Origin of the sequence: Blattabacterium cuenoti (assembly GCF_014252395.1) — a bacterium.
Classification (GTDB): domain Bacteria; phylum Bacteroidota; class Bacteroidia; order Flavobacteriales; family Blattabacteriaceae; genus Blattabacterium; species Blattabacterium cuenoti_AA.
The window spans coordinates 107,046-131,654 of the sequence record NZ_CP059219.1; the positions used below are offsets into that span (position 1 = coordinate 107,046).

General features: G+C 22.9%; 26 protein-coding genes, 3 tRNA genes and 1 other RNA gene. 12 read left to right on the plus strand and 18 right to left on the minus strand.

The features are described from left to right. Positions 1–11 precede the first annotated feature (11 nt). From H0H36_RS00465 to mutY, 3 genes are all read right to left on the minus strand, one after another. Positions 12–623, minus strand: a complete 612-nt coding sequence (locus H0H36_RS00465) for a tetratricopeptide repeat protein (RefSeq protein ID WP_185869694.1) — start codon at positions 621–623, stop codon at positions 12–14. A gap of 63 nt (positions 624–686) precedes the next feature. Beyond that, positions 687–2,012, minus strand: coding sequence for a gliding motility-associated protein GldE (gene gldE, locus H0H36_RS00470; RefSeq protein WP_185869695.1), 1,326 nt, complete (start codon positions 2,010–2,012; stop codon positions 687–689). Between the two features lie 79 nt (positions 2,013–2,091). Further along, a complete protein-coding gene (mutY, locus tag H0H36_RS00475) occupies positions 2,092–3,144 on the minus strand; it encodes an A/G-specific adenine glycosylase (RefSeq protein WP_185869696.1) in 1,053 nt (350 codons plus the stop codon). A gap of 84 nt (positions 3,145–3,228) precedes the next feature. Here mutY and H0H36_RS00480 point away from each other — a divergent pair, with 84 nt between their 5' ends. The 3 genes from H0H36_RS00480 to H0H36_RS00490 all read left to right on the plus strand — a co-directional run bounded on the left by H0H36_RS00480 (position 3,229) and on the right by H0H36_RS00490 (position 4,564). Then, entirely contained in the window at positions 3,229–3,522 is a 294-nt protein-coding gene (locus tag H0H36_RS00480; RefSeq protein WP_185869697.1) for an HU family DNA-binding protein, read from the plus strand. Between the two features lie 58 nt (positions 3,523–3,580). Next, the gene (locus tag H0H36_RS00485; RefSeq protein ID WP_262887377.1) at positions 3,581–4,474 is read left to right on the plus strand and encodes a ribonuclease E/G; all 894 of its coding nucleotides are present in this window, start codon (positions 3,581–3,583) and stop codon (positions 4,472–4,474) included. Between the two features lie 7 nt (positions 4,475–4,481). Continuing rightward, positions 4,482–4,564, plus strand: a tRNA-Leu gene (locus H0H36_RS00490). Here H0H36_RS00490 and H0H36_RS00495 read toward each other — a convergent pair. Genes H0H36_RS00495 through fabD form a run of 3 tightly spaced genes read right to left on the minus strand, consistent with a single transcriptional unit; the run spans position 4,565 to position 7,670 of the window. Beyond that, entirely contained in the window at positions 4,565–5,818 is a 1,254-nt protein-coding gene (locus H0H36_RS00495; protein WP_185869698.1) for a citrate synthase, read from the minus strand. Positions 5,819–5,864: 46 nt separating this feature from the next. Next, positions 5,865–6,791: a GYDIA family GHMP kinase gene (locus H0H36_RS00500; protein ID WP_185869699.1), complete on the minus strand. Its 927-nt coding sequence runs from the start codon at positions 6,789–6,791 to the stop codon at positions 5,865–5,867. A 15-nt stretch (positions 6,792–6,806) separates the two neighbouring features. Beyond that, positions 6,807–7,670 (minus strand): ACP S-malonyltransferase, encoded by an 864-nt coding sequence (gene fabD, locus H0H36_RS00505; protein WP_185869700.1) that lies wholly within the window; start codon positions 7,668–7,670, stop codon positions 6,807–6,809. 29 nt (positions 7,671–7,699) lie between these two features. Between fabD and H0H36_RS00510 the strand changes: the two genes are divergently transcribed. Continuing rightward, positions 7,700–8,467, plus strand: a complete 768-nt coding sequence (locus tag H0H36_RS00510; RefSeq protein ID WP_185869891.1) for a TatD family hydrolase — start codon at positions 7,700–7,702, stop codon at positions 8,465–8,467. Position 8,468: 1 nt separating this feature from the next. On the opposite strand, the gene fumC is transcribed toward H0H36_RS00510, so the two are convergent. Beyond that, a complete protein-coding gene (fumC, locus tag H0H36_RS00515) occupies positions 8,469–9,857 on the minus strand; it encodes a class II fumarate hydratase (RefSeq protein ID WP_185869701.1) in 1,389 nt (462 codons plus the stop codon). A gap of 213 nt (positions 9,858–10,070) precedes the next feature. Here fumC and H0H36_RS00520 point away from each other — a divergent pair, with 213 nt between their 5' ends. Beyond that, entirely contained in the window at positions 10,071–10,361 is a 291-nt protein-coding gene (locus tag H0H36_RS00520; RefSeq protein ID WP_185869702.1) for an FtsB family cell division protein, read from the plus strand. 17 nt (positions 10,362–10,378) lie between these two features. On the opposite strand, the gene mnmG is transcribed toward H0H36_RS00520, so the two are convergent. Then, on the minus strand, positions 10,379–12,238 hold the full coding sequence (mnmG, locus tag H0H36_RS00525; RefSeq protein WP_185869703.1) for a tRNA uridine-5-carboxymethylaminomethyl(34) synthesis enzyme MnmG: 1,860 nt from the start codon (positions 12,236–12,238) through the stop codon (positions 10,379–10,381). Positions 12,239–12,241: 3 nt separating this feature from the next. Beyond that, on the minus strand, positions 12,242–12,661 hold the full coding sequence (ybeY, locus tag H0H36_RS00530) for an rRNA maturation RNase YbeY (RefSeq protein WP_185869704.1): 420 nt from the start codon (positions 12,659–12,661) through the stop codon (positions 12,242–12,244). A gap of 16 nt (positions 12,662–12,677) precedes the next feature. Here ybeY and H0H36_RS00535 point away from each other — a divergent pair, with 16 nt between their 5' ends. Together H0H36_RS00535 and H0H36_RS00540 are read left to right on the plus strand one after the other, a co-directional pair. Continuing rightward, on the plus strand, positions 12,678–13,382 hold the full coding sequence (locus tag H0H36_RS00535; protein ID WP_185869705.1) for a CDP-alcohol phosphatidyltransferase family protein: 705 nt from the start codon (positions 12,678–12,680) through the stop codon (positions 13,380–13,382). A gap of 5 nt (positions 13,383–13,387) precedes the next feature. Next, positions 13,388–14,155: a 3'-5' exonuclease gene (locus tag H0H36_RS00540; protein ID WP_185869706.1), complete on the plus strand. Its 768-nt coding sequence runs from the start codon at positions 13,388–13,390 to the stop codon at positions 14,153–14,155. Between the two features lie 2 nt (positions 14,156–14,157). Here the strand turns inward: H0H36_RS00540 and htpG are convergent, their stop codons facing one another. The 5 genes from htpG to rpmB all read right to left on the minus strand — a co-directional run bounded on the left by htpG (position 14,158) and on the right by rpmB (position 17,610). Then, positions 14,158–15,978, minus strand: a complete 1,821-nt coding sequence (gene htpG / locus H0H36_RS00545) for a molecular chaperone HtpG (RefSeq protein ID WP_185869707.1) — start codon at positions 15,976–15,978, stop codon at positions 14,158–14,160. A gap of 81 nt (positions 15,979–16,059) precedes the next feature. Continuing rightward, positions 16,060–17,004: a signal recognition particle-docking protein FtsY gene (ftsY, locus tag H0H36_RS00550; protein WP_185869708.1), complete on the minus strand. Its 945-nt coding sequence runs from the start codon at positions 17,002–17,004 to the stop codon at positions 16,060–16,062. Positions 17,005–17,013: 9 nt separating this feature from the next. Continuing rightward, positions 17,014–17,184, minus strand: coding sequence for a DUF4295 family protein (locus tag H0H36_RS00555; RefSeq protein WP_185869709.1), 171 nt, complete (start codon positions 17,182–17,184; stop codon positions 17,014–17,016). A gap of 16 nt (positions 17,185–17,200) precedes the next feature. Next, the gene (gene rpmG / locus H0H36_RS00560; protein ID WP_185869710.1) at positions 17,201–17,386 is read right to left on the minus strand and encodes a 50S ribosomal protein L33; all 186 of its coding nucleotides are present in this window, start codon (positions 17,384–17,386) and stop codon (positions 17,201–17,203) included. Between the two features lie 2 nt (positions 17,387–17,388). Next, a complete protein-coding gene (rpmB, locus tag H0H36_RS00565) occupies positions 17,389–17,610 on the minus strand; it encodes a 50S ribosomal protein L28 (protein WP_185869711.1) in 222 nt (73 codons plus the stop codon). A 64-nt stretch (positions 17,611–17,674) separates the two neighbouring features. Here rpmB and H0H36_RS00570 point away from each other — a divergent pair, with 64 nt between their 5' ends. The 3 genes from H0H36_RS00570 (at position 17,675) to H0H36_RS00580 (ending at position 18,765) form a co-directional block, all read left to right on the plus strand. Then, positions 17,675–18,385, plus strand: a complete 711-nt coding sequence (locus H0H36_RS00570) for a YebC/PmpR family DNA-binding transcriptional regulator (protein ID WP_185869712.1) — start codon at positions 17,675–17,677, stop codon at positions 18,383–18,385. Further along, an RNA gene (rnpB, locus tag H0H36_RS00575) (RNase P RNA component class A) lies at positions 18,386–18,683 on the plus strand. It abuts the gene before it with no gap. Beyond that, a tRNA-Ser gene (locus H0H36_RS00580) sits at positions 18,681–18,765 on the plus strand. The genes rnpB and H0H36_RS00580 overlap by 3 nt, the downstream gene beginning before the upstream one ends. Before the next feature lie 10 nt (positions 18,766–18,775). On the opposite strand, the gene H0H36_RS00585 is transcribed toward H0H36_RS00580, so the two are convergent. The 3 genes from H0H36_RS00585 to rho form a co-directional block, all read right to left on the minus strand. Next, on the minus strand, positions 18,776–19,948 hold the full coding sequence (locus tag H0H36_RS00585; protein WP_238786209.1) for a DNA recombination protein RmuC: 1,173 nt from the start codon (positions 19,946–19,948) through the stop codon (positions 18,776–18,778). Between the two features lie 27 nt (positions 19,949–19,975). Next, positions 19,976–20,048 (minus strand) — tRNA-Met (locus H0H36_RS00590). A gap of 56 nt (positions 20,049–20,104) precedes the next feature. Next, positions 20,105–21,631, minus strand: a complete 1,527-nt coding sequence (gene rho, locus H0H36_RS00595; protein WP_185869713.1) for a transcription termination factor Rho — start codon at positions 21,629–21,631, stop codon at positions 20,105–20,107. A 120-nt stretch (positions 21,632–21,751) separates the two neighbouring features. Between rho and H0H36_RS00600 the strand changes: the two genes are divergently transcribed. Together H0H36_RS00600 and prfA are read left to right on the plus strand one after the other, a co-directional pair. Next, the gene (locus H0H36_RS00600) at positions 21,752–22,147 is read left to right on the plus strand and encodes a DUF4293 family protein (RefSeq protein WP_185869714.1); all 396 of its coding nucleotides are present in this window, start codon (positions 21,752–21,754) and stop codon (positions 22,145–22,147) included. Between the two features lie 29 nt (positions 22,148–22,176). Further along, positions 22,177–23,244, plus strand: coding sequence for a peptide chain release factor 1 (gene prfA, locus H0H36_RS00605; RefSeq protein ID WP_185869715.1), 1,068 nt, complete (start codon positions 22,177–22,179; stop codon positions 23,242–23,244). Between the two features lie 9 nt (positions 23,245–23,253). Here the strand turns inward: prfA and accC are convergent, their stop codons facing one another. Beyond that, on the minus strand, positions 23,254–24,609 hold the full coding sequence (accC, locus tag H0H36_RS00610; protein WP_185869716.1) for an acetyl-CoA carboxylase biotin carboxylase subunit: 1,356 nt from the start codon (positions 24,607–24,609) through the stop codon (positions 23,254–23,256).

Sequence of the window (24,609 nt, forward strand, 5' to 3'; positions counted from 1 at the left end):
CATGAGTTAATTTATAACTTATTTTCAATAAACATGATATATTTTTCTACGTTTTTTTTATGTAAAAAAAAAGGATATTTTATATCTATTTTTTTTAAAAAAAATATTGATTTTTCATATTTTTTCATATAAAAATTTAATAATGCTGCTTTATAAAAATAAAGAGGAGTTGTTATTTCATTTTCTCTTATCATAGCTGCCTTCATATAATTTTTTAAAGCTTCTTTTTTATTTTTTATTTGAACAAAAGCATCACCTATTATTCCATATTTTATTGCAGGAAAAATTTCATCTTTTGCAGAAAAATTTTTCATTACTTTTATACATTCTTTATAATTACCTAATTTATAATAACAAATTCCTGCATAAAATATAGAAATATTTCCTGTTTTAGTAAAAGGATATTTAGAAGCTATACCTGAAAATCCTAAATAATTAGGATTTTTTTTTTTATTTAAAGCTTTATCTATAGATCCTTGATAAAGATATTGTTGAGCATAATTAAATTCTTTCATAACTTTTTCTTCCGATGGATATAAAAAAAAATTTATTAAAATAAATACACCAATTCCTGTTATTAAAATACAAAAAAAAAGGATATTTTTTTTATTTAAGTATTTCATAATAAGTATAAAAATATTTACATATATAAATTTAATTTTTATTGAAATATCAAAAAAATAATGTTATATAATTTTTTTTCTTATTACTTCTATAGTTTTTATTCTTTTGTTATCAATACTTTTTATAATAAAAGAATAATTTAGAAAATTTACTTTTTGTTTTCTTTTTGGAAATTCTTTATTTATTTCCATAATAAAACCTCCTAAAGTATCTGCATCTCCTTTTTTCTTTTCAAAAAACATTTCTTCTTTTATTTCCATAATACGATAAAAATTAATTAAAGAAGTTTTTCCATCAAATAAATAATTATTTTGACTCAATTTAGAGTAAGACATATCTTCTTCATCAAATTCATCAATAATATCTCCTACTATTTCTTCAATAACATCTTCAAGAGTTACTAATCCACAAGTTCCTCCATACTCATCCACAACAATTGCTAAATGAATCTTTTTTTTCTTAAAATCACTTAAAAGATCATCTATTTTTTTTTTTTCTGGAACAAAAAAAGGAGGATGAATTAATTGATTCCATTTAAAATTTTTATCATAAATAAATGGTAAAAGATCTTTAGCAAAAAGAACTCCTTCTATATCATCTATACTATCTTTATATATGGGAATTCTAGAAAATCCTTCATTACGAACTAATTTTAAAACATCATAAAAAATCATACTATTATTTAAAGAAAACATATCTATTCTAGGAGTCATAATTTGATGCGTTTCTGTATTTCCAAAGTCAACAATTCTTTGTAAAAATTGTCGCTCTTTCACGTTTTTTTTATTTGAAGATGTAATTTTTAATGCTTTTGAAAGTTGATCTATAGATATTAAATTCTTTTTTTTTACTGTTTTTTTTTCTATAAATTCTGAAATATAAATCATTATTTTACTAATAGGATTTAGAATTTTACTAAGAAATAATAAAGGTTTTGACATAAAAATAGCAAAACTAAAATTGTTCTTTTTTGCATATATTTTAGGAATTATTTCTCCAAATAAAAGCAAAATAAAAGTAAGAAGGAAGACTTCTATAAGAAAATTTATAGGAATATTAATATTTTTATATATTATACGCTTATTTTGTAAAAATTCTGTTATTAGATAAGAACTTAATATTACTATTCCTATATTAGAAAAATTGTTAGATATTAATATTGTAGCTAATAATTTTTTTCTTTTTTTAAGAATTTTTAATACAAGATTTCCTTTATATAAGTTTTTTTTCTTTTCTTTATCAATAGTTTTTTTCTCTAAACAAAAAAAAGCTGTTTCTGATCCAGATATTAATGCTGAAAATAATAAAAATATTATTATTAATACCAAATAAAAAACTAAATATAAAGTATTTTCTGAAAAAACATTCGTAGAATATTCTTTTTCCAAAATATTAAATTTTGATGATAATTTTAGAAAAAAAAATAAAATATATTTATTAATTAGAATTTCATCAAAAAAAAACCAACTAAATCATTTTTTCATGTTTTAAAAATAAAGTAATAGGACGAGGGAAAGGATACTCCTCTATTTTATTATGTGAAACAAAAAAAAATTTTTTAAAAAAAATATTTTTTTCTAAATTTTTTATTTTCTTACAATTCAAAAATTGAATAAATAAAATTTGATGAGTAAGTTTATGTTTTATTTGATAAATAAAAGTTTTCTTGTAAAGAATTATCCTAAATTTTTTCCAAAATTTATTTATTAATTCATTAATTAAAATATTTTTTTTTGATTCTATTAAAGGAAAATCATAAAGTCCTTTCCATATATCTTTTTTGGATCTTTTGTTTAAACAAATATTATTATTACGATCATGTACAATAATATAATAAAAAAATCTATGGGTTACTGATCTTTTAATTTTTTTTATAGGTAATTCATGTGCAGTATTATTTTTTAAAGAAAAACAAGAATCATTAATTGGACATAATGAACACTTATACTGTTTTTTTGTACATAAAATAGAACCCAAATCCATAATTGCTTGATTAAAAATTCCTGGATTATAAATATCCATCATTTTTAAAATGATAATATAAAACATATTTTTTGTCTTAGTATATGTTATATTATCATATATTCCTAAATATCTAGAAAAAACTCTATAAGCATTTCCATCAACAGCAGGAACTACTTCATTGAAACATATAGAAGCTATAGCAGCACCTGTATATGAACCAATACCTTTATATTTAATTAATTCTTTATATTTATTTGGAAAAGTTATTTTATTATTTTTTAATTTTATAGCAAAAGAATGTAAATTTATAGCTCTATAATAATATCCCAATCCTTCCCATTCTTTCAATACTTTTCTTTCTTCTGATTGAGCTAACTTTTCTAAAGTTGGAAACTTTTTTATAAAATTTAAATAATATTTTATTGTATGTGATACTTTTGTTTGTTGTAACATAAATTCTGAAACTAATATATAATAAGGATTTTTAGTTTCTCTCCAAGGAAGTTTTCTATAATTTTTTTCATACCAATTTATTATTTTTTTAGAAAAATGCATACTTTTTTAATTTTAAAGCAATTTTATAAAAAATTGGTATATTTAGGAAACCGAATTTTGTTATTCGATATAATGATTTTTAACATGACAAAAGCAGATATAATAACAGAAATCATATCAGAAACTGGATCTGAAAGAATTGATACGAAAAAGGTGATAGAAACATTTATGAAAAAAATAAAACAAAGCCTTATATCAGGAGAAAATGTTTATTTAAGAGGATTCGGATCATTTATTATTAAATATAGAGCAAAAAAATTAGGACGTCATATATCCAAGGAACAATCTATTATAATTCCTGCGCATAATATACCAGTATTTAAACCTGCAAAATCTTTTACAGAATTAGTAAAAAAAAATGTTCCTATTAAAAAATAATAATTATGCCAAACGGAAAAAAAAGAAAAAGACGTAAAATANAAATATATTATATAATATAGATAAAAAACCTCCGTTTAGAATTTTAAGTGAAATTAATAAAACATCTTGTTTATTAAGAGATAGATTTAACGATGATTTTAAGTTTATCTATTGTAATAATAGTCTGATTTGTGAAGAAATATATTCATATTTATCTTTTATTGCTCCAGAAAAAACTAATATAATTAAATACTATAAAGAAAATACTCCCATATTTAAAAAATATGGAATAGAAAAACAGATCCAAATTTATTTAGGTAAAAATGTCCCTCTTCCAAATGGAGCATATCTTGTTATAGAACATACTGAAGCACTTCATGTTATAGATGTAAATAGTGGTATGAGTAATCATATGGGAAAAAATTGTACAGAATCAGAAAGAATTGATTATATATTAAAAATAAATTTAATGGCTGCAACAGAGATTGCTAGACAATTAATATTAAGAGATATGGGAGGTATAATTGTAGTAGATTTTATAGATATGTATGAACCTATTCAAAGAAAAAAATTGTATGAACATCTAAAAGATGAAATGAAAAATGATAAAGCAAAACATCAAATTTTACCTCCAAATAAATTTGGATTAGTTCAATTTACTCGTCATAGAGTTAGACCTGAATTAAAAGTAAAAAATCATAATAAATATCAAAAAATAAATTCTTATGTAGATTATATTCATCATTTAGAATTTATTATAGATACTATAAAAAAAAATAAAGGAATTCAATTACATATACATCCTTTTGTTTCTTCTTTTTTAAAAAAAGGATTCCCTTCTATACAACAAAAATGGTTTTTTAAATATAAACGATGGATTAAAATTATTCCAAACGATTCTTTTGGATACACAGAATATAAAATTACTAATAAAAATAACGATATGATATCTTCTTCTTTTATTTTTTGAATTATTTGCGGGCATGGTGGAATTGGTAGACACGTCAGACTTAGGATCTGATGCTCATCAAGCGTAAGGGTTCAAATCCCTTTGCCCGTACTAATTTTTTTGAATATTTCTTTTTTTATTTCCTATATAAATTTGTCTAGGTCTTACTATAGGATCCATATTTAATTTCATTTCTTTCCAATGTGCCATCCATCCAGGCAATCTTCCTAAAGCGAACATAACAGTAAACATATCTTTTGGTATACCAATAGCTTGGTAAATTATACCAGAATAAAAATCAATATTAGGATAAAGTTTTTTTTCCTTAAAATAGGAATCTTGAAGGGCTTTTTCTTCTAGATTTTTTGCCAATTCTAAAACTGGATCAGAAATATTTAATTCTTTAACAATATTTTCCGCTACTTTTTTAGCTATTTTTGCTCTAGGATCAAAATTTTTATAAATTCTATGTCCAAATCCCATTAATCTGAATGGATCTTTTTTATTTTTAGCTTTATCTAACCATTTTTTAATATTACCTCCACTTTTTAAAATAACTTCTAACATTTCTATTACAGCTTGATTCGCCCCTCCATGTAATCTACCCCAAAGAGCGCTAATTCCAGCAGATACAGCAGAAAATAAATCTGCATGAGCAGAACCTAGCAAGCGTACTGTCGTTGTTGAACAATTTTGTTCATGATCAGCATGTAAAATTAAAAGTTTATCTAATGCATCTGTTATAATTGTATTTTGTTGATAAGATTTATTAGGAATATAAAAAAACATTTTTAATAAATTAGAAACGTAAGAAATATTTTTATCTGGATAAGAAGGAGGTAACCCTACTTTTTTTCTATAAGTTAAAGCAGCTAATATAGGTAGTTTAGCTAAAAGATGAAAATACATATCTTCATCTTTTAAATAATTTGTAAATGAAGTCAAAATATAAGTTAAAGAAGATAAAATTCCCATAGGATGACAAAAATTTGGAATTTCATCCAGTATTTTATAAATATTTTGATTAATACAATTGAATTCCTTTATTTTTTCAGAAAAATGTTTTAATTGTGCAGTATTAGGTAGTTCTCCATTCAAAATAAGATAACTTGTTTCTATAAAAGAACATTTTTTAATAATTTGTTCAATAGGATATCCTCTATATAAAAGTATTCCTTTTTCTCCATCTATAAAACTGATAGAACTTTTTGTGACTCCCGTATTTTTTAATCCTGGATCAAATGTAATAAATTCTGTATTTTCTCTTAAATGAGCTATATTAATGGCTTTATTATAAGTTCCATAAACTATAGGAAATTTATAATGACAGCCATTAATCTTAAAATCAACAATATTACTACACATATAAAATAGATTTAAAAAATATAAATATATTTAAATAAAATGATTTTTATTTTAATAAAATCATTTCATCAAATGAAATAAGAGTATGAAATCCCTTTTTAGAAAAATAATTTTTCATTCCTTTTCTATAACTTATCAAAACAAAATCTCCCCCCCAACCTCCTAAACTTTTTACTAAACCTAGATAATCTGTAAAATATATTTCTTTAATAGTAGGAATATTAAGTATTTTTGATATAATTGTTTCATGTTTTAGTAATAATTCTTCAAATTCTTTTAACGTTTTACAAAAAGGAATTTTTTTAGTTATATAAGATATATATTGTATACTATCACTAGTAATATTTTTTTTAGAATAAAAAAATTGTATACTATCACAAGTATTTTGTTTTTTATTAAGATGTAGAAAGAAAAGTTTATCTTTAAATGGTATATTCAAATTTATAGGAATAACATAAGGTTTTTTATTATAAATTTTATAAATGATAGGTTTTGAAATAGAAACACAAGCTATATCATAACCACTTCCGGGAAAAGGATAACCTAACAACATATATGGATCTATTTTTGCCCATTTTGAAATATTATTTATTAAAGTAGAACTACTTCCCAATCCCCAATTTCTTGGAAATTCTAATTGTGTTTTAACATGTATACCAAAAGAATTTTTAAGAAAATTCTTTTTAACTTTTTTAGATTTTAATAATAAATATCTTAATCTTTTTGCCGTTTTTTTTTCTGTTTCATAACAAATATCTAAATTTGGTAGTTTAAAAATAACTTCAAACCAAATTTCATTCATTTCATCATAACTTTTCCAATGTAAAATAGAAGATAATTTATTATTATTAATAGTTAATGATTGTCCTTTTATTGTAGGTAAAGCTAATCCACTAGCTCCACATAAAATAAAATATTCTCCTGTTAATAATATTTTTCCATGACTATAAAAACGTTTATGTTGATGATACATTATAGATCAAAAATTCTATATTCTATTTTTTAAAATTTGTTTTATTATATTTAATAATATATTTCCTGGACCTATATCAGTAAATGAAATAGCTCCATCTTTTATCATATTTTTTATAGATTGTTTCCATTTTACTGGAAAAGTAATTTGATTTACAATATTTTTTTTTATGTCGCTAGATTTTATTACAGATTTTCCTGTAACATTTTGATATATAGAACATTTAGGTTTTTTAAATTCCATTTTTTTTATAAATATTTTTAATTTTTTTTTAGCTGGTTCCATAATAGGAGAATGAAAAGCTCCATGAACAGGAAGAATTAAAATTCTTTTAGCTCCTCCTATTTTTTCTAAAGAATAACAAACTCTTTTTAAAGCTTTATATTCTCCAGAAATAACTAATTGTCCTGGACTATTATAATTAGATGGAACGACAATTCCATTATCTTTTTTACAAAAAAATTCCACTATTTCATCTTCTAATCCAAAAACCACTGCCATTCCACCATAAACAGATTCACAAATTTCTTGCATAATTGATGCTCTATAATTCACTAAAATCAATCCTTTTTCAAAAGAGAATACATCAATTGCTGCTAAAGCTGAAAATTCTCCAAGAGAATGACCTGCTACCATATCTGGATTAAAATTATTTGATATTTTTGCTTTTATAACTGAATAAATATAAATTGCTAGTTGCGTATATTTCGTATTTTTTAAAAGATCCTTTGTACCTTCAAACATTATAGATGTTATTTTAAATCCTAAAACTTCATCAGCTAATTGAAATAATTTTTTTGCTAGATTATTTTTTTTATATAAATTTTTACCCATTCCTAAAAATTGAGATCCCTGTCCTGGAAATAAATAAGCTTTCATAAATATTTTTTTTAAATTAAAATAAAATGATTAAAATAATTGATACTCACGCTCATTTATATATGAATGAATTTGAAAAAGATATTAATTTTGTTATAAAAAAAGCCCTTAAACAAGGTATATATAGATTTTTACTTCCTTCTATAAATAGCTATACTGTACCTAAAATATTAAAATTAGAGAAAAAATATCCTAATATATGTTTTCCTATGATAGGATTACATCCTAATATGGTACATCCTAATAGTTTGGAAAAAGAATTAAACAATATCAAAAAATGGTTAGATAAATATTCTTTTATTTCTATAGGAGAAATTGGTATGGATCTACATTTGGAAAAAAAATTTGTTTTTGAACAAGAATATGCTTTTAAAACTCAAATAAAATGGGCTAAAGAAAAAAAACTACCAATAGTGATTCATTGCAGAAATGCTTTTGATCAAATTTTTAATATTCTTTCAAAAGAAAAAAATTTCTTTTTGAAAGGAGTTTTTCATTGTTTCTCTGGAACTTTAGAACAAGCTATGAAAATTATTGATTTTGGAATTAAATTAGGTATTGGTGGAATAATTACTTTTAAAAATAATTATATTAGTAAATTTTTACATAAAATAAGTTTAGATCATATAATATTAGAAACTGATTCTCCATACCTTTCTCCACATCCTTTTAGAGGAAAAAGAAATGAACCCGTTAATTTAAAAATAATTTTAAAAAAACTTTCTAAAATTTATTCTATTCCAGAAAAAAAAATTGCAGATATTATTAATATAAATGTAGAAAATATATTTTTTTAAATTATACCATTTTAGAAGGGTTTACTAGTTTATCAAATTCTTCATTAGTTAAATATCCTAATCTAATAGATTCTTCTTTTAAAGTAGTATTATTTTCATAAGCACATTTTGCTATTTTTGCTGATTTTTCATATCCAATATGAGTATTTAATGCTGTAACTAGCATCAAAGATTTATTCAAATGTTCTTTAATTCTATGATAATTTGGTTTTATACCTTTTATACAAAAGTTAGAAAAAGATAAACAAACATCTGCTAAAAGTTGAGAAGATTGCAAAAAATTATATATTATTAATGGTTTAGAAACATTTAATTCATAATTACCTGAAGATCCTGCGATTGAAATTGTTACATCATTACCTATAATTTGCATACAAACCATAATAAGAGCTTCACATTGAGTAGGATTTATTTTTCCTGGCATAATAGAAGATCCAGGTTCATTTTCTGGAATATAAATCTCTCCAATACCGGAACGAGGACCAGAGGCAAGAAAACGAATGTCGTTTGATATTTTTATTAAGGAAACAGCTATTTGTTTAATAGCTCCATGAGCTTCTACTATAGCATCATGAGATGATAAAGATTCAAATTTATTTTTTGCTACTTGAAAAGGTATATTTGTATATTTAGAAATAAATTCCGTTACCTTTTTATCAAATCCTTTAGGAGCGTTCAATCCTGTTCCTACAGCAGTTCCACCTATAGATAATTCAGAAAGATGATCTAAGGTTTTTTTTATAGAAATTAATCCATGATCTATTTGAGATACATAACCAGAAAATTCTTGTCCTAAAGTAATAGGAGTAGCATCCATAAGATGAGTTCTACCTATTTTAATAATATTATTAAATAATTTAGATTTTTTTTCTAAATTTTTTTTCAATTTTATAATTGAAGGAATAGTTTTCTCTATTAATTTTTTATAAGAAGCAATATGCATTGCTGTAGAAAAAGTATCATTAGATGACTGTGACATATTTACATCATCATTAGGATGAATAAAAGATTTTTTTTTATTAGAAAGAGTTCCTCCTGTTAAAACATGTGCTCTATTAGAAATAACTTCATTTATATTCATATTAGTATGAGTACCAGAACCTGTTTGCCATATTACCAAAGGAAATTGATTATTTAATTTTCCTTTTATAATTTCATCACATACCAAAGATATTATATCTTTTTTTTTTTTAGATAAAATACCAAATTCAAAATTAGCATGAGCTGCTGCTTTTTTTATAAAAGCAAAAGAATGAATTACTTCTATAGGCATGGATGATTCTAATCCTATTCTAAAATTTATTCTAGACCTTTCTGTTTGCGCTCCCCAATATTTTTCCATAGGAACTTGTACTTTACCTAAAGTATCTTTTTCTGTTCTATAAATCATTTTCCTAATTTTTGTGTGAAATTATAAAAAAAAACAGAACTTTTTATCTTATTATATCTTAAATTTTAGTGATGATAATTAAATTTATAGGATTTTTATTTTTTTTATTTATAACTATATCTGGTTTTTGGTGTGTATTTTTTTTATCTTTTTTTAGTATTTACTGGATTTTTAGTCTATTAATTAAATATTTATATTTATTTTTTAATAAAAATGAAAAATAAAAAAATTAAATTATTTATTATAAATAAATACTTTTGGATAAGTTTTTTTTTCTTTATATGGATGTCTTTATTTGATACTAATTCTTTAATATTACATTATAAATTAAAAAATAATATTGATAAAATAACATTAGATAGAGATTTTTTAAAGAAAAAAATTTTATTAGAAACTAATCATTTAAAAAAATTAAAAACAGATTCTAAATATCTTGAAAAATTAGCTAGAGAAAAATTTTATATGAAAAAAAAAGATGAAGATCTATTTGTAATAACAAATTAAAATAATAAATAAATATATTAACGTCCCATATAAATTAATAAAATACTTAAATCTGAAGGAGAAACACCACTAATTCTTGATGCTTGAGATAAAGATATTGGACGGTAATAATCTAATTTTTCTCTAGCTTCTAATGATAAAGATTTAATATTTTTATAGTTAAAATTATTTGGAATTTTAAGATTCTCTAATTTTATTAATTTTTTTGCATTTTCTTTTTCTCTATCAATATATCCTTTATATTTTATACGAATTGATACTTGTTCTAATATTTCTTGGCTAAAATTATTTTTTTCAATTTTCTTTTTTATAAAAGAAATATTTGATATATCTTTTATATCAATTTCAGATCTTGATAAGATAGTTTCTATTTTTTTATCATGAGATATTATTGGTGAATTTTTATAAATTAAAATAGGATTTATTATTTTTGGATCAAAATTAGTTTTTTTAAAAAAAAATATACATTTTTCAATTTTAGATATTTTATTATCTACCATTTTCATTTTTTCTTCTGAAATTAATCCAATATTATATCCCATATAAGTAAGTCTTTCATCAGCATTATCTTGTCGTAATAACATTCTATATTCTGCCCTTGAAGTAAACATTCTATAAGGTTCTTTTATACCTTTTGTAATTAAATCATCTATTAACACTCCAATATAAGCTTCATTCCTTTTAAGAATAAAAGGATCTTTTTTCTCATTTTTTAAATGAGCATTAATTCCCGCTATTAAACCTTGTGCTGCAGCTTCTTCATATCCAGTAGTACCGTTAATTTGTCCTGCAAAAAAAAGATTTTCTATAATTTTACTTTCTAAAGTATGTTTTAATTGTTCTGGAGGAAAATAATCGTATTCAATAGCGTATCCTGGTCTCAATATCTTAACCTTTTCGAATCCTGAAATTTCTTTTAAAGATTTATATTGTAATTCTTCAGGAAATGAGGTTGAAAATCCATTTATATATACTTCTACTGTATTCCATCCTTCCGGTTCCACAAAAATAGGATGTTCTTTTTTATTAGAAAATCTAAAAATTTTCTCTTCTATAGAAGGACAATATCGAGGACTACTTCCTTTAAAAATTGGAGAAAAATTAATATTTTCATATATTAAATCATGAACTTTATGATTTGTATAAGTAATATAACATTTTCTTTGTTTTTTTAATTTTTTAGAATTATAAAAAAAAGAAAATTTTTTTGGATTTTTATCTCCATTTTGAACTATCATTTTCTTATAATCTAAAGAACGACCATCTACTCTTGGAGATGTTCCTGTTTTCATTCTACCATATTTTAATCCAAAATATTTAGTTAATTGTTCTGTAATTCCTTTAGACTCTTGTTCTGCTATTCTTCCCCCATTAATTTTTTTTTCTCCAATGTGTATTTTTCCATTTAAAAAAGTTCCATTTGTTAGAATCACTATTTTAGATTTAATTTTTAATCCAAAAAGTGTTATCACTCCTTTAACTATACATTTTTCTATAATTAAAGATGTAACAGTATCTTGATATAAATCAAGTGTAATATTCTTTTCTAAAAAAAATCTCCAATAATAAGAAAATAATTTCCTATCACATTGAGCTCTAGGACTCCACATTGCAGGACCTTTAGATTTATTTAACATTCTAAATTGAATAGTACTACAATCAGAAATAATTCCTGAATATCCACCTAATGCATCTATTTCACGAATTATTTGTCCTTTTGCAATTCCTCCTATAGCTGGATTGCATGACATTTGTCCTATTGTTTGTAAATTACTAGTAATAAGTAAGGTTTTTGATCCCATCTTAGAAGAAGCAATAGCAGCTTCGGATCCTGCATGTCCCCCTCCTACTACAAGAATATCATATGTATTTAACATATTTCAATATTGAAATAAATTTAAATAAAAATCTTCTTTTTTTTTCATTATTATTTGATCCATTTTATTTTGATCATCATATCCTAAAAAATGTAATATTGCATGTATCATTACACGTTTTAATTCAAATAAAAAAAATTGATGCCATTGATTAGAATTCTCTATAACGCGATCTATACTAATAAATATATCTCCTGATATACATTTTTTTAAAGAGTAATTAAATGCAATTACATCTGTATAAAAATTTTTTTTAAGATATTTTTTATTCATTTCTAAAATAAATTTATCGTTACAAAAAATATAATTAATATTTCCTATATATATATTACCTTCGTTTTTTAATAAAAGATAAATATCTTTAATAAATAAAGATTCATTTATAACATAGAAATCTGAAATTTCATAAAATAATTTAATCACAAAAATAATTTTTATTTTGATCAAAATTAAAAGAACAATTCCAAACATTTTTACTTTATTAAATCTATTTTTTGGATGCATATCTATAACTTTTTTACAAGAAAAAAATTTTGTATTTTCTACTATTGCTACTATTTTTTCTATAATTTTTGATTTTTTGGATGGTTTTTTTTCTAGAATTATAAAAAAAAATGGAAATGAATTTGGAAAAGAATTAGATTCTCTTGCAGATATGGTTTCTTTTGGAATAGTTCCATCTTTAATTACTTTTATTTTGTTAAAGAAAGTAATTCATCAAAAAATTCCATTTATTGAATGGTTTTCTTTTTTTATTTCTATTTTTTCTGCATGTCGTTTAGCCAATTTTAATATTGATAAAAATAAAAAAAATGGATTAACCACTCCAATAAATACTCTATTTTTTTCTTTTTTATCTATTATTACTATTAGTAATAGTACTCCTATTTTTATAAAAAATTTTATAACTAATCCTATTACAATACTTTTTATGATATTTTTTTCTTGTTATTTTTTAATTTCTAAAATATCAATGATTTCTCTTAATTTTGAAGGTCTTTCTTGGATAAGAAACAAAAAACGTTATATTTTTTTGTTGATTAGTATGTTTCTTTTATTAACTTTACATTTATTAGCGTTACCATGCATTATTATTTGTTATATAATAATTTCATTATATTTTCATCTTAAAAAATCATATTAAAAAAAATGAAATTAAAACTTCATCGTCCTATTTGTTTCTTTGATATAGAAGCAACAGGTATAAATATAGGAAAAGATAAAATTATAGAAATATCTATATTAAAAGTATTTCCTAATGGAAATAAAAAAGATAAAACTTGGTTGATTTGTCCTGGAATACCGATACCTCCACAATCTACAGCTATACATGGTATTAAAAATGAAGATGTAGTAGATAAACTTAGATTTAAAGAAGTAGCCTTATCTATTTTGAAAATGATTGAAAATTCAGATTTAGCAGGATATAATTCAAATAGATTTGATATACCAATTTTAGCAGAAGAAATGCTTCGTGCAGGGATATCTTTTGATATAAAAAAATATAAAACTATAGATGTACAAGTAATTTTTCATAAAATGGAACCCAGAACACTTTCTGCAGCTTATAAATATTATTGCAAAAAAGATCTTATGAAAGCTCATAGTTCTAAAGCAGATGTATTTGCTACATATGAAATATTATTAGCTCAATTAGAAAAATATAATCATCTAAAGAAGGATGTAAAAAATCTTAATCAATTTTCTCATCAAAAAAATATAGCAGATCTAGCTGGATTCATAAAAATAGATGAAGAAGGAAATGAAATATTTAATTTTGGAAAATATAAAGGAGAAAAAGTTATTGAAATTTTTGAAAAAGATCCAAATTATTATGTATGGATACAAAATTCTGATTTTCCTTTATATACAAAAAAAATATTAACAAGAATTAAATTAAGAAAATTTAATAAATAAAATTATTTATTAATTAAATCTTCTAATTTTTTTGATATAAAACTTGTAAGATTTTTTCCATGTAATAGATTTTTTGATAAAAGAGTTAAGTTTAAAGCTTCTTGTATGATTTGTTTTCTTTTTTCATCATAAGTTTCTTTTAATATTTTTTTCATTAAAATATGATTTGTATTTACTATTAACTGATAATTTTTATCTTTAATTTCTTTTCCCATATAACTCATTTCCTTCATTCTTCTTAAAAATTCTGGAAGAATAATTAAAAATGGATAATCTTTTTTTGATAAATCTTCTAATTGTATAGAAGAAAACTTATAATTGCACATTTGTTCATTAATAAAATCTTTCAACTCTTTTTTTTCTTTTTCAGAAAGTTCTGAATAATATTTATCTTCTTTTTTAATTAATTTGTCAATATGATCTGAATCTATTCTAACAAAACAAATATCTTTATAATAAGATTCTAATTTTTGTATTAAATGAATTGATAAAGGACTATTCAAAATTAAAACTTCATATCCTCTATATTCTGCTTCTTTAAGATAACTATATTGTTCTTCTTTATCTGAAGAATAAAGAAAAACAATATTTCCTTCTTTATTTATTTGTATATTTTTTATCTTTTCTTTGTATTCATTCAAAGTAAAATAAACATTTTTTACAGTATAAATAATAAAAAAATTTATAGCTTTTTCAAAAAAATTTTGGTTACTAACCATTCCATATTCTACGATAATTTTTATATCTTCCCATTTTTTTTGAAAGTTTTCTCTGTTATTTTTAAACATTAAATCTAACTTATCAGCAACTTTTCTTGTTATGTATTTAGATATATTTTTTACAGATTTATCCGATTGTAAATGGCTACGAGATACATTAAGAGGAATATCTGGAGAATCTATAACTCCTTTTAATAAACTTAGAAAATCTGGAACGATACCTTCCAAATTATCTGTAATATAAACTTGATTTTGATATAAATATATTTTATCCCTTTGTATTTCTATTTTTTTTTCGATTTTAGGAAAAAATAATATACCTGTTAAATGAAAAGGATGATCTATATTTAAATGAACCCAAAATAAAGGATCCTCTAATTGATTAGGATATAATTCATGATAAAAATCTTTATAATCCTTATCAATTAATTGAGTGGCTTTTTTTATCCATGCAGGAGATGTTTTATTAATAAGAGTATTTTTATTATCTTTTGTTGATAAATAAATTTCTATTGGCATGAATTTACAATATTTTTGAAGCAATTTTAAAATATAATCATATTCTAAAAATTCTTTACTTTCCTCATTAATAAATAAAATAATTTCTGTACCTATATCTCTTTTTTCAATTTCTTTCATAAGAAAATTTGGAGATCCTTCACAAGACCAAAATATAGATGATTCTTTTTTTTGATAAGATTGAGTAAATATCATTACTTTATTAGAAACCATAAAAGAAGAATAAAATCCTAATCCAAAATGACCTATAATATTATGTTTTTCATATTTATTATATTTTTGAATAAACTCTTCTGCTCCAGAAAAAGCTATTTGATTAATATATTTTTCTACTTCTTTTTTAGTCATTCCTATTCCATTATCAATAATATGAATTTTTTTATTTTCTTTATTTATTAAAATATTTATTTTAAAATTATCAATATTATCTTCAAATTGACCTAGTCTTATTATAGTTTTTAATTTTGTAACTGCATCTGTAGCATTGGAAACTAATTCACGTAAAAAAGCTTCTTTATCTGAATAAAGAAATTTTTTAATGATAGGAAAAATATTATCTGAGGTTACACTAATTTTGTTTTCCATAAATAATAATGATAAACATATTCATAATAACAAACATTATACCATTTTAATAAAAGAAGACATAATGTCAGTTATTTATGTTTATTCAAAAAAAGAATCAATAAATTTTTTACCATTAAATTTCTTCAAATCTTGTATTTTTTCACCTGTTCCTATATATTGTATAGGTATTTTGAATTGATCCATTATTCCTATCACTACACCTCCTTTTGCTGTTCCTTCTATTTTCGTTAAAATAATAGAAGATACTTTAACAAAAGTTAAAAATTTTTTTACTTGTTCAAAAGCATTTTGTCCAGTATTAGCATCTAAAACAAGTATTATCTCATGAGAAGATTCTGAAATAATTTTTTTTGTAACTCTACTTATTTTAGATAACTCTTCCATAAGACCGATACGATTCTGTAATCTTCCAGCAGTATCAATTAATACTACATCTCTATTTTTAGATTTCGCAGATTGCAAAGTATCATATGCAACAGATGCTGGATCTGCATACATATGTTGTTTAATTAAAGGTACTTTAGCTTTTTTTGCCCATATTTCAAGTTGATCAATAGCTGCAGCACGAAATGTATCAGAAGCTCCTATAATTAAATCAAATCCTTTATTTTTTAATAAATATGCAATTTTACCGATTGTAGTTGTTTTTCCTACTCCATTTACTCCTACCATTAATATAACATACGGTTTTTTACTATTTTTTATTTTATTTTCTAAACATTCGCTTTTAACATCTATAAAAATATTTTGTATTTCTTCTTTAAGAAGATTATACAAATTTTTTTCATTTTTATACTTTATATTATTATTTTTAATTTTATTTTCTAAATTATTAATAATTTTTATAGTTGTTACAACACCTATATCCGAAGATAATAATATACCTTCTATATCATCTATGATAGATATTTCATCTATTTCTATTTTTTTTTTTTTTAAAAAAATATTTTTTACTTTAGAAAAAAAGGATTCTCTAGTTTTTTTTAATTCGTTATCGAATGTTTTTTTTTTAAAAGAAAACATTATAAATAATTATTTTTTTTGAAAAAATTTTTTTACTTCTTTATTTTTTAACATTTTATTTTCAAAAATATAAAAATTAGATTTCTTAGATTTAACCATTTTTATAGCTAAAACCATTTTTTTTGAAATTTTTTTTTTATTATCTATTACTTTTTTAGACACTATTACTTTTTTAGACATATAAAAATATTTTTACTTAATTTTTAATTTCTTTATGAATAGTATATTTTCTTAATATTGGATTATACTTTTTAAGTATAATTCTATTTGGATTATTTTTTTTATTTTTTGTAGTAATATATCTAGAACACCCAGAAATTCCACTTTTTCTTTGTTCCGTACATTCTAATATTACCTGTATTCTATTTCCTCTTTTTCCCATTTTTATTTATTAAAACGTTTTAATGCATTTTCAATTCCTATTTTATCAATTAATTTAATGGCGTAAGCACTCACTTTTAAAGTGATCCATTTATTTTCTTTTGACAAAAAAAAACGTTTTTTACATAAGTTTATATTAAAACGACGTTTTTTTTTATTATTAGCATGAGAAACTTTATTTCCAATCATTGCTTTTTTTCCCGTCAACTCACAAATTTTTGACATAATAGTTTTTTTTAACTAAATTAAATACTATTTTGACTAATATATACAAAAAGAAAGACATTTCATGTCAGGACATAGTAAATGGGCAAATATACAACATAGAAAATCTAATCAAGATTTTAAAAAATCGAGAAAATTTTCAAAAATTCTTAGAGAAATATATGTAACAGTTAAAGAATTAGGTATAAATAATTTTCGTTTTAGAAATGCAATAATTAATGCTAAATCCATTAATATACCTAAAAATACCATAGAAAAAACCATACAAAAAGCTTTACAAATAAAAAAAGATGATTATAAAGATTTAAATTTAGAAGGTAAAATTCATGGAATTTCTATGATTATAGAATGTATGACTGATAATAGTATTAGAACTATTTCTAGTATTAGAACATATTTTAATAAAAATGGAGGTAAATTATGTAAAAATGGAGAATTAACTCATTTTTTTCCTAAAATTGGTTTTTTTTCTATAAAAATAGAAAATATTAATTATTCTATAGAAGATTTTGAACTTATGACAATAGATTTTGGAGCAAAAGATTTTATTAAAAAAAATAATATAATTTATATATATACAGATTTTGAATATTTTGGTTCTATGAAAAATAATTTAGAAAAATTAGAAATATTTCATGAACATAAAATAAAACGTATACCTAAAAAAACTAAATATATTTCAGAAGAAAAGAAAAAAAAAGTATTGAATTTAATTGAAAAACTAGAAAAAATTGAAGATGTAGAGAATATTTATTCTGATATAGAAATTTCATAAAAAGTAAGATGAACTATCGCATTTCTTTATTAATGGAAATGAGGAAAGTCCGGACACCATAGAGCATCACAATGGGTAACGCCCATCCATCTAAAGATGAGGAATAGTGCAACAGAAAGAAAGTACAGAAATTTGCTGTAGTGAAATCATGTAAACTCTGTGCGGTGAAATGCCATATATACCGGAAAACTTGCTCGGTTGACACCGGGGGGTAGGCAGATTGAAATCTAAGGGTAACCTAGATTCTAGATAAATGATAGATATTAAACAGAATCCGGCTTACAATCTTACTTTTGGAGAGATGGCCGAGAGGATTAAGGCGCACGTCTGGAAAGCGTGTACACAAAATAGTGTCAAGGGTTCGAATCCCTTTCTCTCCGCAATTATTAATTAATGATTTTTTTCTATATTCTTTAATTTTTTTTCAATTAAATTAATTTTAACTCCCAATAATTGATCTATATCTTTCGAAGCTCCTTGTAATTTATCTTGAGCTTGGTGAAGTAATAATCCAAATTTTTTGAATTCTTGTTTAACAGATTCTAATATTTCCCATACTTCAGAACTTCTTTTTTGAATAGCTAAAGTACGAAATCCTATTTGTAAACTATTTAATATAGCGGCTAATGTTGATGGTCCTGCTATTATAGTTTTATATTTTCTTAATAAATATTCTAATAAACTAGATTTTTTTACTATTTCTACATATATACCTTCAAAAGGTAAAAAAAGAATAGCAAAATCAGTAGTATGAGGAGGATCTATATATTTATCTTTAATATCTTTAGCCATTTTTTTAAGTACAGTTTCCATATTTTTTATGGCTATTTCTATGTTTTTATTCTCTCCTTTTCGATAAGATTCTTGTACTTTTTCATAAGTTTCTTTTGGAAATTTAACATCTATTGGTAACCATATCATATTACCATCTCCAAGTCCTGGAAGTTTAATTGCATATTCTACCACAAAATTAGTATTAGATTTAGTAATTACATTAGAAGCATATTGTTCTGGAGATAAAATTTGTTGTAATAACATTGAAAGTTGCATTTCACTAAAACTTCCACATATCCTTACATGATTTAATGTTCTTTTTAAAGAACTTACATCTTTTGCTAAAACTTTCACTTCACCTAACCCTTTTTGCAAAAAAGATAATTGATTCCCTATTATATCAAATGATTTTCCTAAATGTAAATTCAAAGATGTTTGAAGCTTTTCATTTACATTTTCTTTTATTTCTTTTAGAATTTTTTCTGTAAGTTTAAAAAACTTTTCTTGTTCTGTATAAATAGAATCTAATTTTTGAAATTGACTTTCAATATGAAATTGAAATTTTTTATCAAAAAAATCCTGTAAATCTTTGATATATCGTATTAAATCATTTTTTATTGTTATTAAAGAATTATCAATATTTACAGAGCTATATTGAGATAATTTTTGAATTTCATTTATTTGATCCTTAAACTCTTCTCTAAAAAATAATTCTAATTTTCTAAAAAAATAAATACATATAAAAAAAATAGAAATAAAAGAACAAAATAAAATAAAAAAATAATACAAATTGAAAATTATTTTGGTAGGAAAAAATAGCGGGAATAGGACTCGAACCTATGACCTTCGGGTTATGAGCCCGACGAGCTACCAACTGCTCCATCCCGCGCTATCACATAATATAATACTTTTCATTTAAAAAATCAAATATTGATTAAAAAATGATCATCCATTCATAGATATTAAAAAATCATTATTATTTTTAGTTCTAGCTATTCTAGCTCTTAAAAATTCCATAGCTTCTACAGGATTCATATCAGAAAGATGTTTTCGTAAAATCCACATTCTTTGTAATGTATTTGTTTCTAATAAAAGATCATCTTTTCTTGTACTAGAAGAAACAAGATCAATCGCTGGATAAATGCGTTTATTAGCTATTTTTCTATCTAATTGAAGTTCTTTATTTCCAGTTCCCTTAAATTCTTCAAAAATAACTTCGTCCATTTTTGATCCTGTATCAATCATAGCTGTAGCAATAATAGATAAAGATCCACCATTTTCTATATTTCTAGCTGCACCAAAAAATCTTTTTGGTTTATGCAATGCATTTGCATCCACTCCTCCTGATAAAACTTTTCCAGATGCAGGAGCTACAGTATTATAAGCACGTGCTAAACGAGTGATAGAATCTAATAGAATAACAACATCATGAGAACATTCTACCATTCTTTTTGCTTTTTGTAAAACAATATTTGCTACTTTAACATGTCTTTCTGCTGGTTCATCAAAAGTAGATGCTATTACTTCTCCTTTGACATTTCTTTGCATATCTGTTACTTCTTCTGGACGTTCATCAATCAATAATATAATTAAATATACTTCTGGATGATTAGCAGCAATAGCATTAGCTATTTCTTTTAGTAAAGTAGTTTTTCCAGTTTTTGGAGGAGCTACAATCATTCCTCTTTGACCTTTTCCTATAGGAGTAAAAAGATCTACTATTCTGGTAGAAAGAGTCGCATTTTTTTCAGCTAACTTAAATTTTTCATTTGGAAATAATGGAGTCAAATGTTCAAAAGAATCTCTTTCTCTTACAAAAGAAGGAAGTCTTCCATTAATTTCTAAAATTTTTATTAATGGAAAATATTTTTCACCGTCTTTAGGAGGACGGACCTCTCCTCTTATAGTATCTCCTGTTTTCATACCAAAAAGTCTAATTTGAGATTGAGAAACATAAATATCATCTGGAGATGATAAATAATTAAAATCTGAAGATCTTAAAAAACCATAATTTTCTGGCATTATTTCCAATACTCCTTCACTAATTATAATGCCATCAAATTCATATTCATGTGTTCTATACTTATTAGATTTTTGTAAATTATCACCACCATGATGATGCACATGAGATTCAAATTTTTCATATTTTTTCCAATTAGGAAAATTTTGATATTTTTTTTTATATTCTTCTGAAAGTTTAGAACCAGAATTTCTTTCTTGAGAAGAAAATTTTTTCCTTGTATTTACATTATTCTTTTTTTCTTTTTCTGTAAATAAATTCTTTGAATCTAAATTTTTACGTATTTGAAATTCTTTTTTATGTGTATTGGAAGTTTTTTTGTTAAAAATGGAAATAATTTTTTCTAGGAGTTCGTTTTTTCGTAATTGTGTACATTTTTTCAATCCTGAAGAACGAGCAATCTCCTGTAATTCAAAAAGCTTTTTACTTTTTAATTCAGTAATATCAAACATAAAGTAATTGGATTATATTTTATAATAGTAATATACTTTATTTACCTTTATTTATAAACAACTTATAAAGTTAAAAATGAGAAATACAATTATTAAATATGATTTAATAAAATTAATTTTATGATATATCGCATACAAACACTATATTTACTTTTATCTGTATTCATTTATTCTATTATTATATACTTTTATCTTTATCCTGTATATTCTATAAAAGAAATAAAAAAATATTTTTTTTTAGAAAAAATAATTTTAATACTATGTATAGTTTTATGTTTTTTTAGTTTTATACTTTTTAAAAAAAGAAAGTGGCAAATATATATAAATAAAATACATATTATCCTATGCAATACTAATTTTATATTGAATATTTTTATTTTTTATCATATTATTGAATATAAATTTATTATACTATTATGTAGTTGCAATATTATTATTACATATTTTTTATATATATCTAATAAAGCTATCAAAAAAGATATAGAATTGATTAACTCTATTTATAGAATACGATAAAGCTTTAAGTTTTTTTAAAATTGAAAAAAATGAAAAAAGCTTTTTTTATTAAAAAATTTGAAATTTTTCAAAAAGAATTTTTAGAAATTTCAAAAATTATAATACAACCTAATATTATATATGATCAAAAAAAATATAATTTTTTTATAAAAAAATATATAAAATTAGAAAAAATTGTTTCTCTTCATGAAAAATATAATAAACAATTAGTTTTCTTGCAAGAAGCTGAGTTTATCTTAAAAAAAGATCCAGATATAAATATGAAAAAGTTAGCCTTTGCAGAAAAAGAGAAAATTTTGTTAAAAATTGATTCTATTGAAAAAGAATCTTATAATATTTTTTTTAAAGAAAATACTGAAAAAATAGAAAATGATAGAAATGCTATTTTAGAACTACGTTCTGGTACAGGAGGTAATGAAGCTTGTCTTTTTGTAGAAGATATATTAAGAATGTACACTATGTATTTTAAAAAATTAGGTTGGAAATATAAAATAATACAGGCTCAAAAAGGAATAAAAGGATATAAAGAAGTAATTATAGATATAAATGGAAAAGGAAATGTTTATGGTACTTTAAAATTTGAATCTGGTGTGCATAGAGTACAAAGAATTCCAAAAACTGAATCTCAAGGAAGAGTACATACATCAGCAATAACAGTAGCTGTTTTACCTAAAGTTCAAGATATAGAAATTAATATTAAATATAGTGATTTAAAAAAAGAAACTTTTCGTTCTAGTGGTGCTGGAGGACAACATGTTAATAAAACAGAATCTGCAGTAAGATTAACTCACATACCAAGTAAAATAACAGTTGAATGTCAAGAAGAACGTTCTCAACACAAAAATTTTGATAAAGCTATAAGTATTTTACGATCACGTATTTATAAAAATGAAATGGAAAAAAAATTAAAAAAAAGATCTATAGAAAGAAAATCTTTAGTTTCTACTGGAGATCGTTCTGTAAAAATACGAACTTATAATTACCCAAAAAACAGGGTAACAGATCATAGAATTCATAAATCCATTTACAATCTTATAGAATTTCTAAATGGGAATATTCAAGAAATGATTAATTTATTAAAAAATTTTGAAAAATAATGATGATTTTTAATCATTTAAAAAAAAATTAGAATTTTTTTTATCTAAAAAATTGGTATTATAATTTCCTTTTAAAAAATTTTCATTTTCCATAAGTTTTTTATGAAAAGGTATAGTAGTATGAATACCTTCTATAACAAATTCATCCAAAGAACGACGCATTTTTTCAATGGTTTCTTTTCTACTTTTTGCTGTAGTAATAATTTTAGCAATCATAGAATCATAATAATGTGGAACAAAATATCCTGCATAAATATGAGTATCTACACGTACTCCTTTACCTCCTGGTAAATGCATTTGAGTAATTTTTCCTGGAACTGGACGAAAATTATGATAAGGTTCTTCTGCATTAATTCTGCATTCTATTGAATACATTTTTGGATAAAAATTTTTTATAGAAAGTTTTTTTCCAAAAGCTAAAAATATTTGTTCTTGTATTAAATCTAATCCTGTTATCTCTTCAGTTATTGTATGTTCTACTTGTATTCTTGGATTCATTTCCATAAAATAAAAATCCTTATTTTTGTCTACCAAAAATTCTATTGTTCCTACTCCTTCATAATGAATAAATTCAGCAACTTTTACTGCATTTTCTCCCATTTTTTTTCTTAAAAATGAAGTTAAAAATGGAGAAGGAGCTTCTTCTATTAATTTTTGATTCCTCCTTTGAATAGAACAATCTCTTTCTGATAAATGACATGCTTTTCCATATTTATCTCCTAGTATTTGAATTTCAATATGTCTTGGATCTAAAATTAGTTTTTCTATATACATATCATTTTTTCCAAAAAAAGCTAAAGCTTCTTTTTTAGCTTCTTCCCAAGAATTTTTTAAATAATTTTTTTCTAAAACTGATCGTATTCCTTTTCCTCCACCTCCATAAACAGCTTTTATAATAATAGGATATCCTATTTCATCAGCTATTTTTTCTATTTCTTTATAAGATGATTTAACAAAACAATTGGACCCAGGTAAACAAGGTATTCCTGCTTTTTTCATAGTTTTTTTAGCTAAAATTTTATTACCCATTTGAATCATATGACTAGGTTTAGCTCCTATAAATTTTATACCATGTTTTTTACACATAGACGAAAAATATGCATTTTCAGATAGAAAACCATATCCTGGATGAATGGCATCTGCATTTGTAATTTCTGCTGCAGATATTAAATTTGGAATATTTAAATAAGATTTATATGGTGTAGGTGGACCTATGCACACTGCTTCATCTGCAAAATAAACATGCAGGCTATGTTTATCTACTGTAGAATAAACAGCTACAGTTTTTATTCCCATTTCTTTTGCTGTTCTTATTATTCTTAAAGCAATTTCTCCACGGTTAGCTATTAATATTTTTTTAAACAT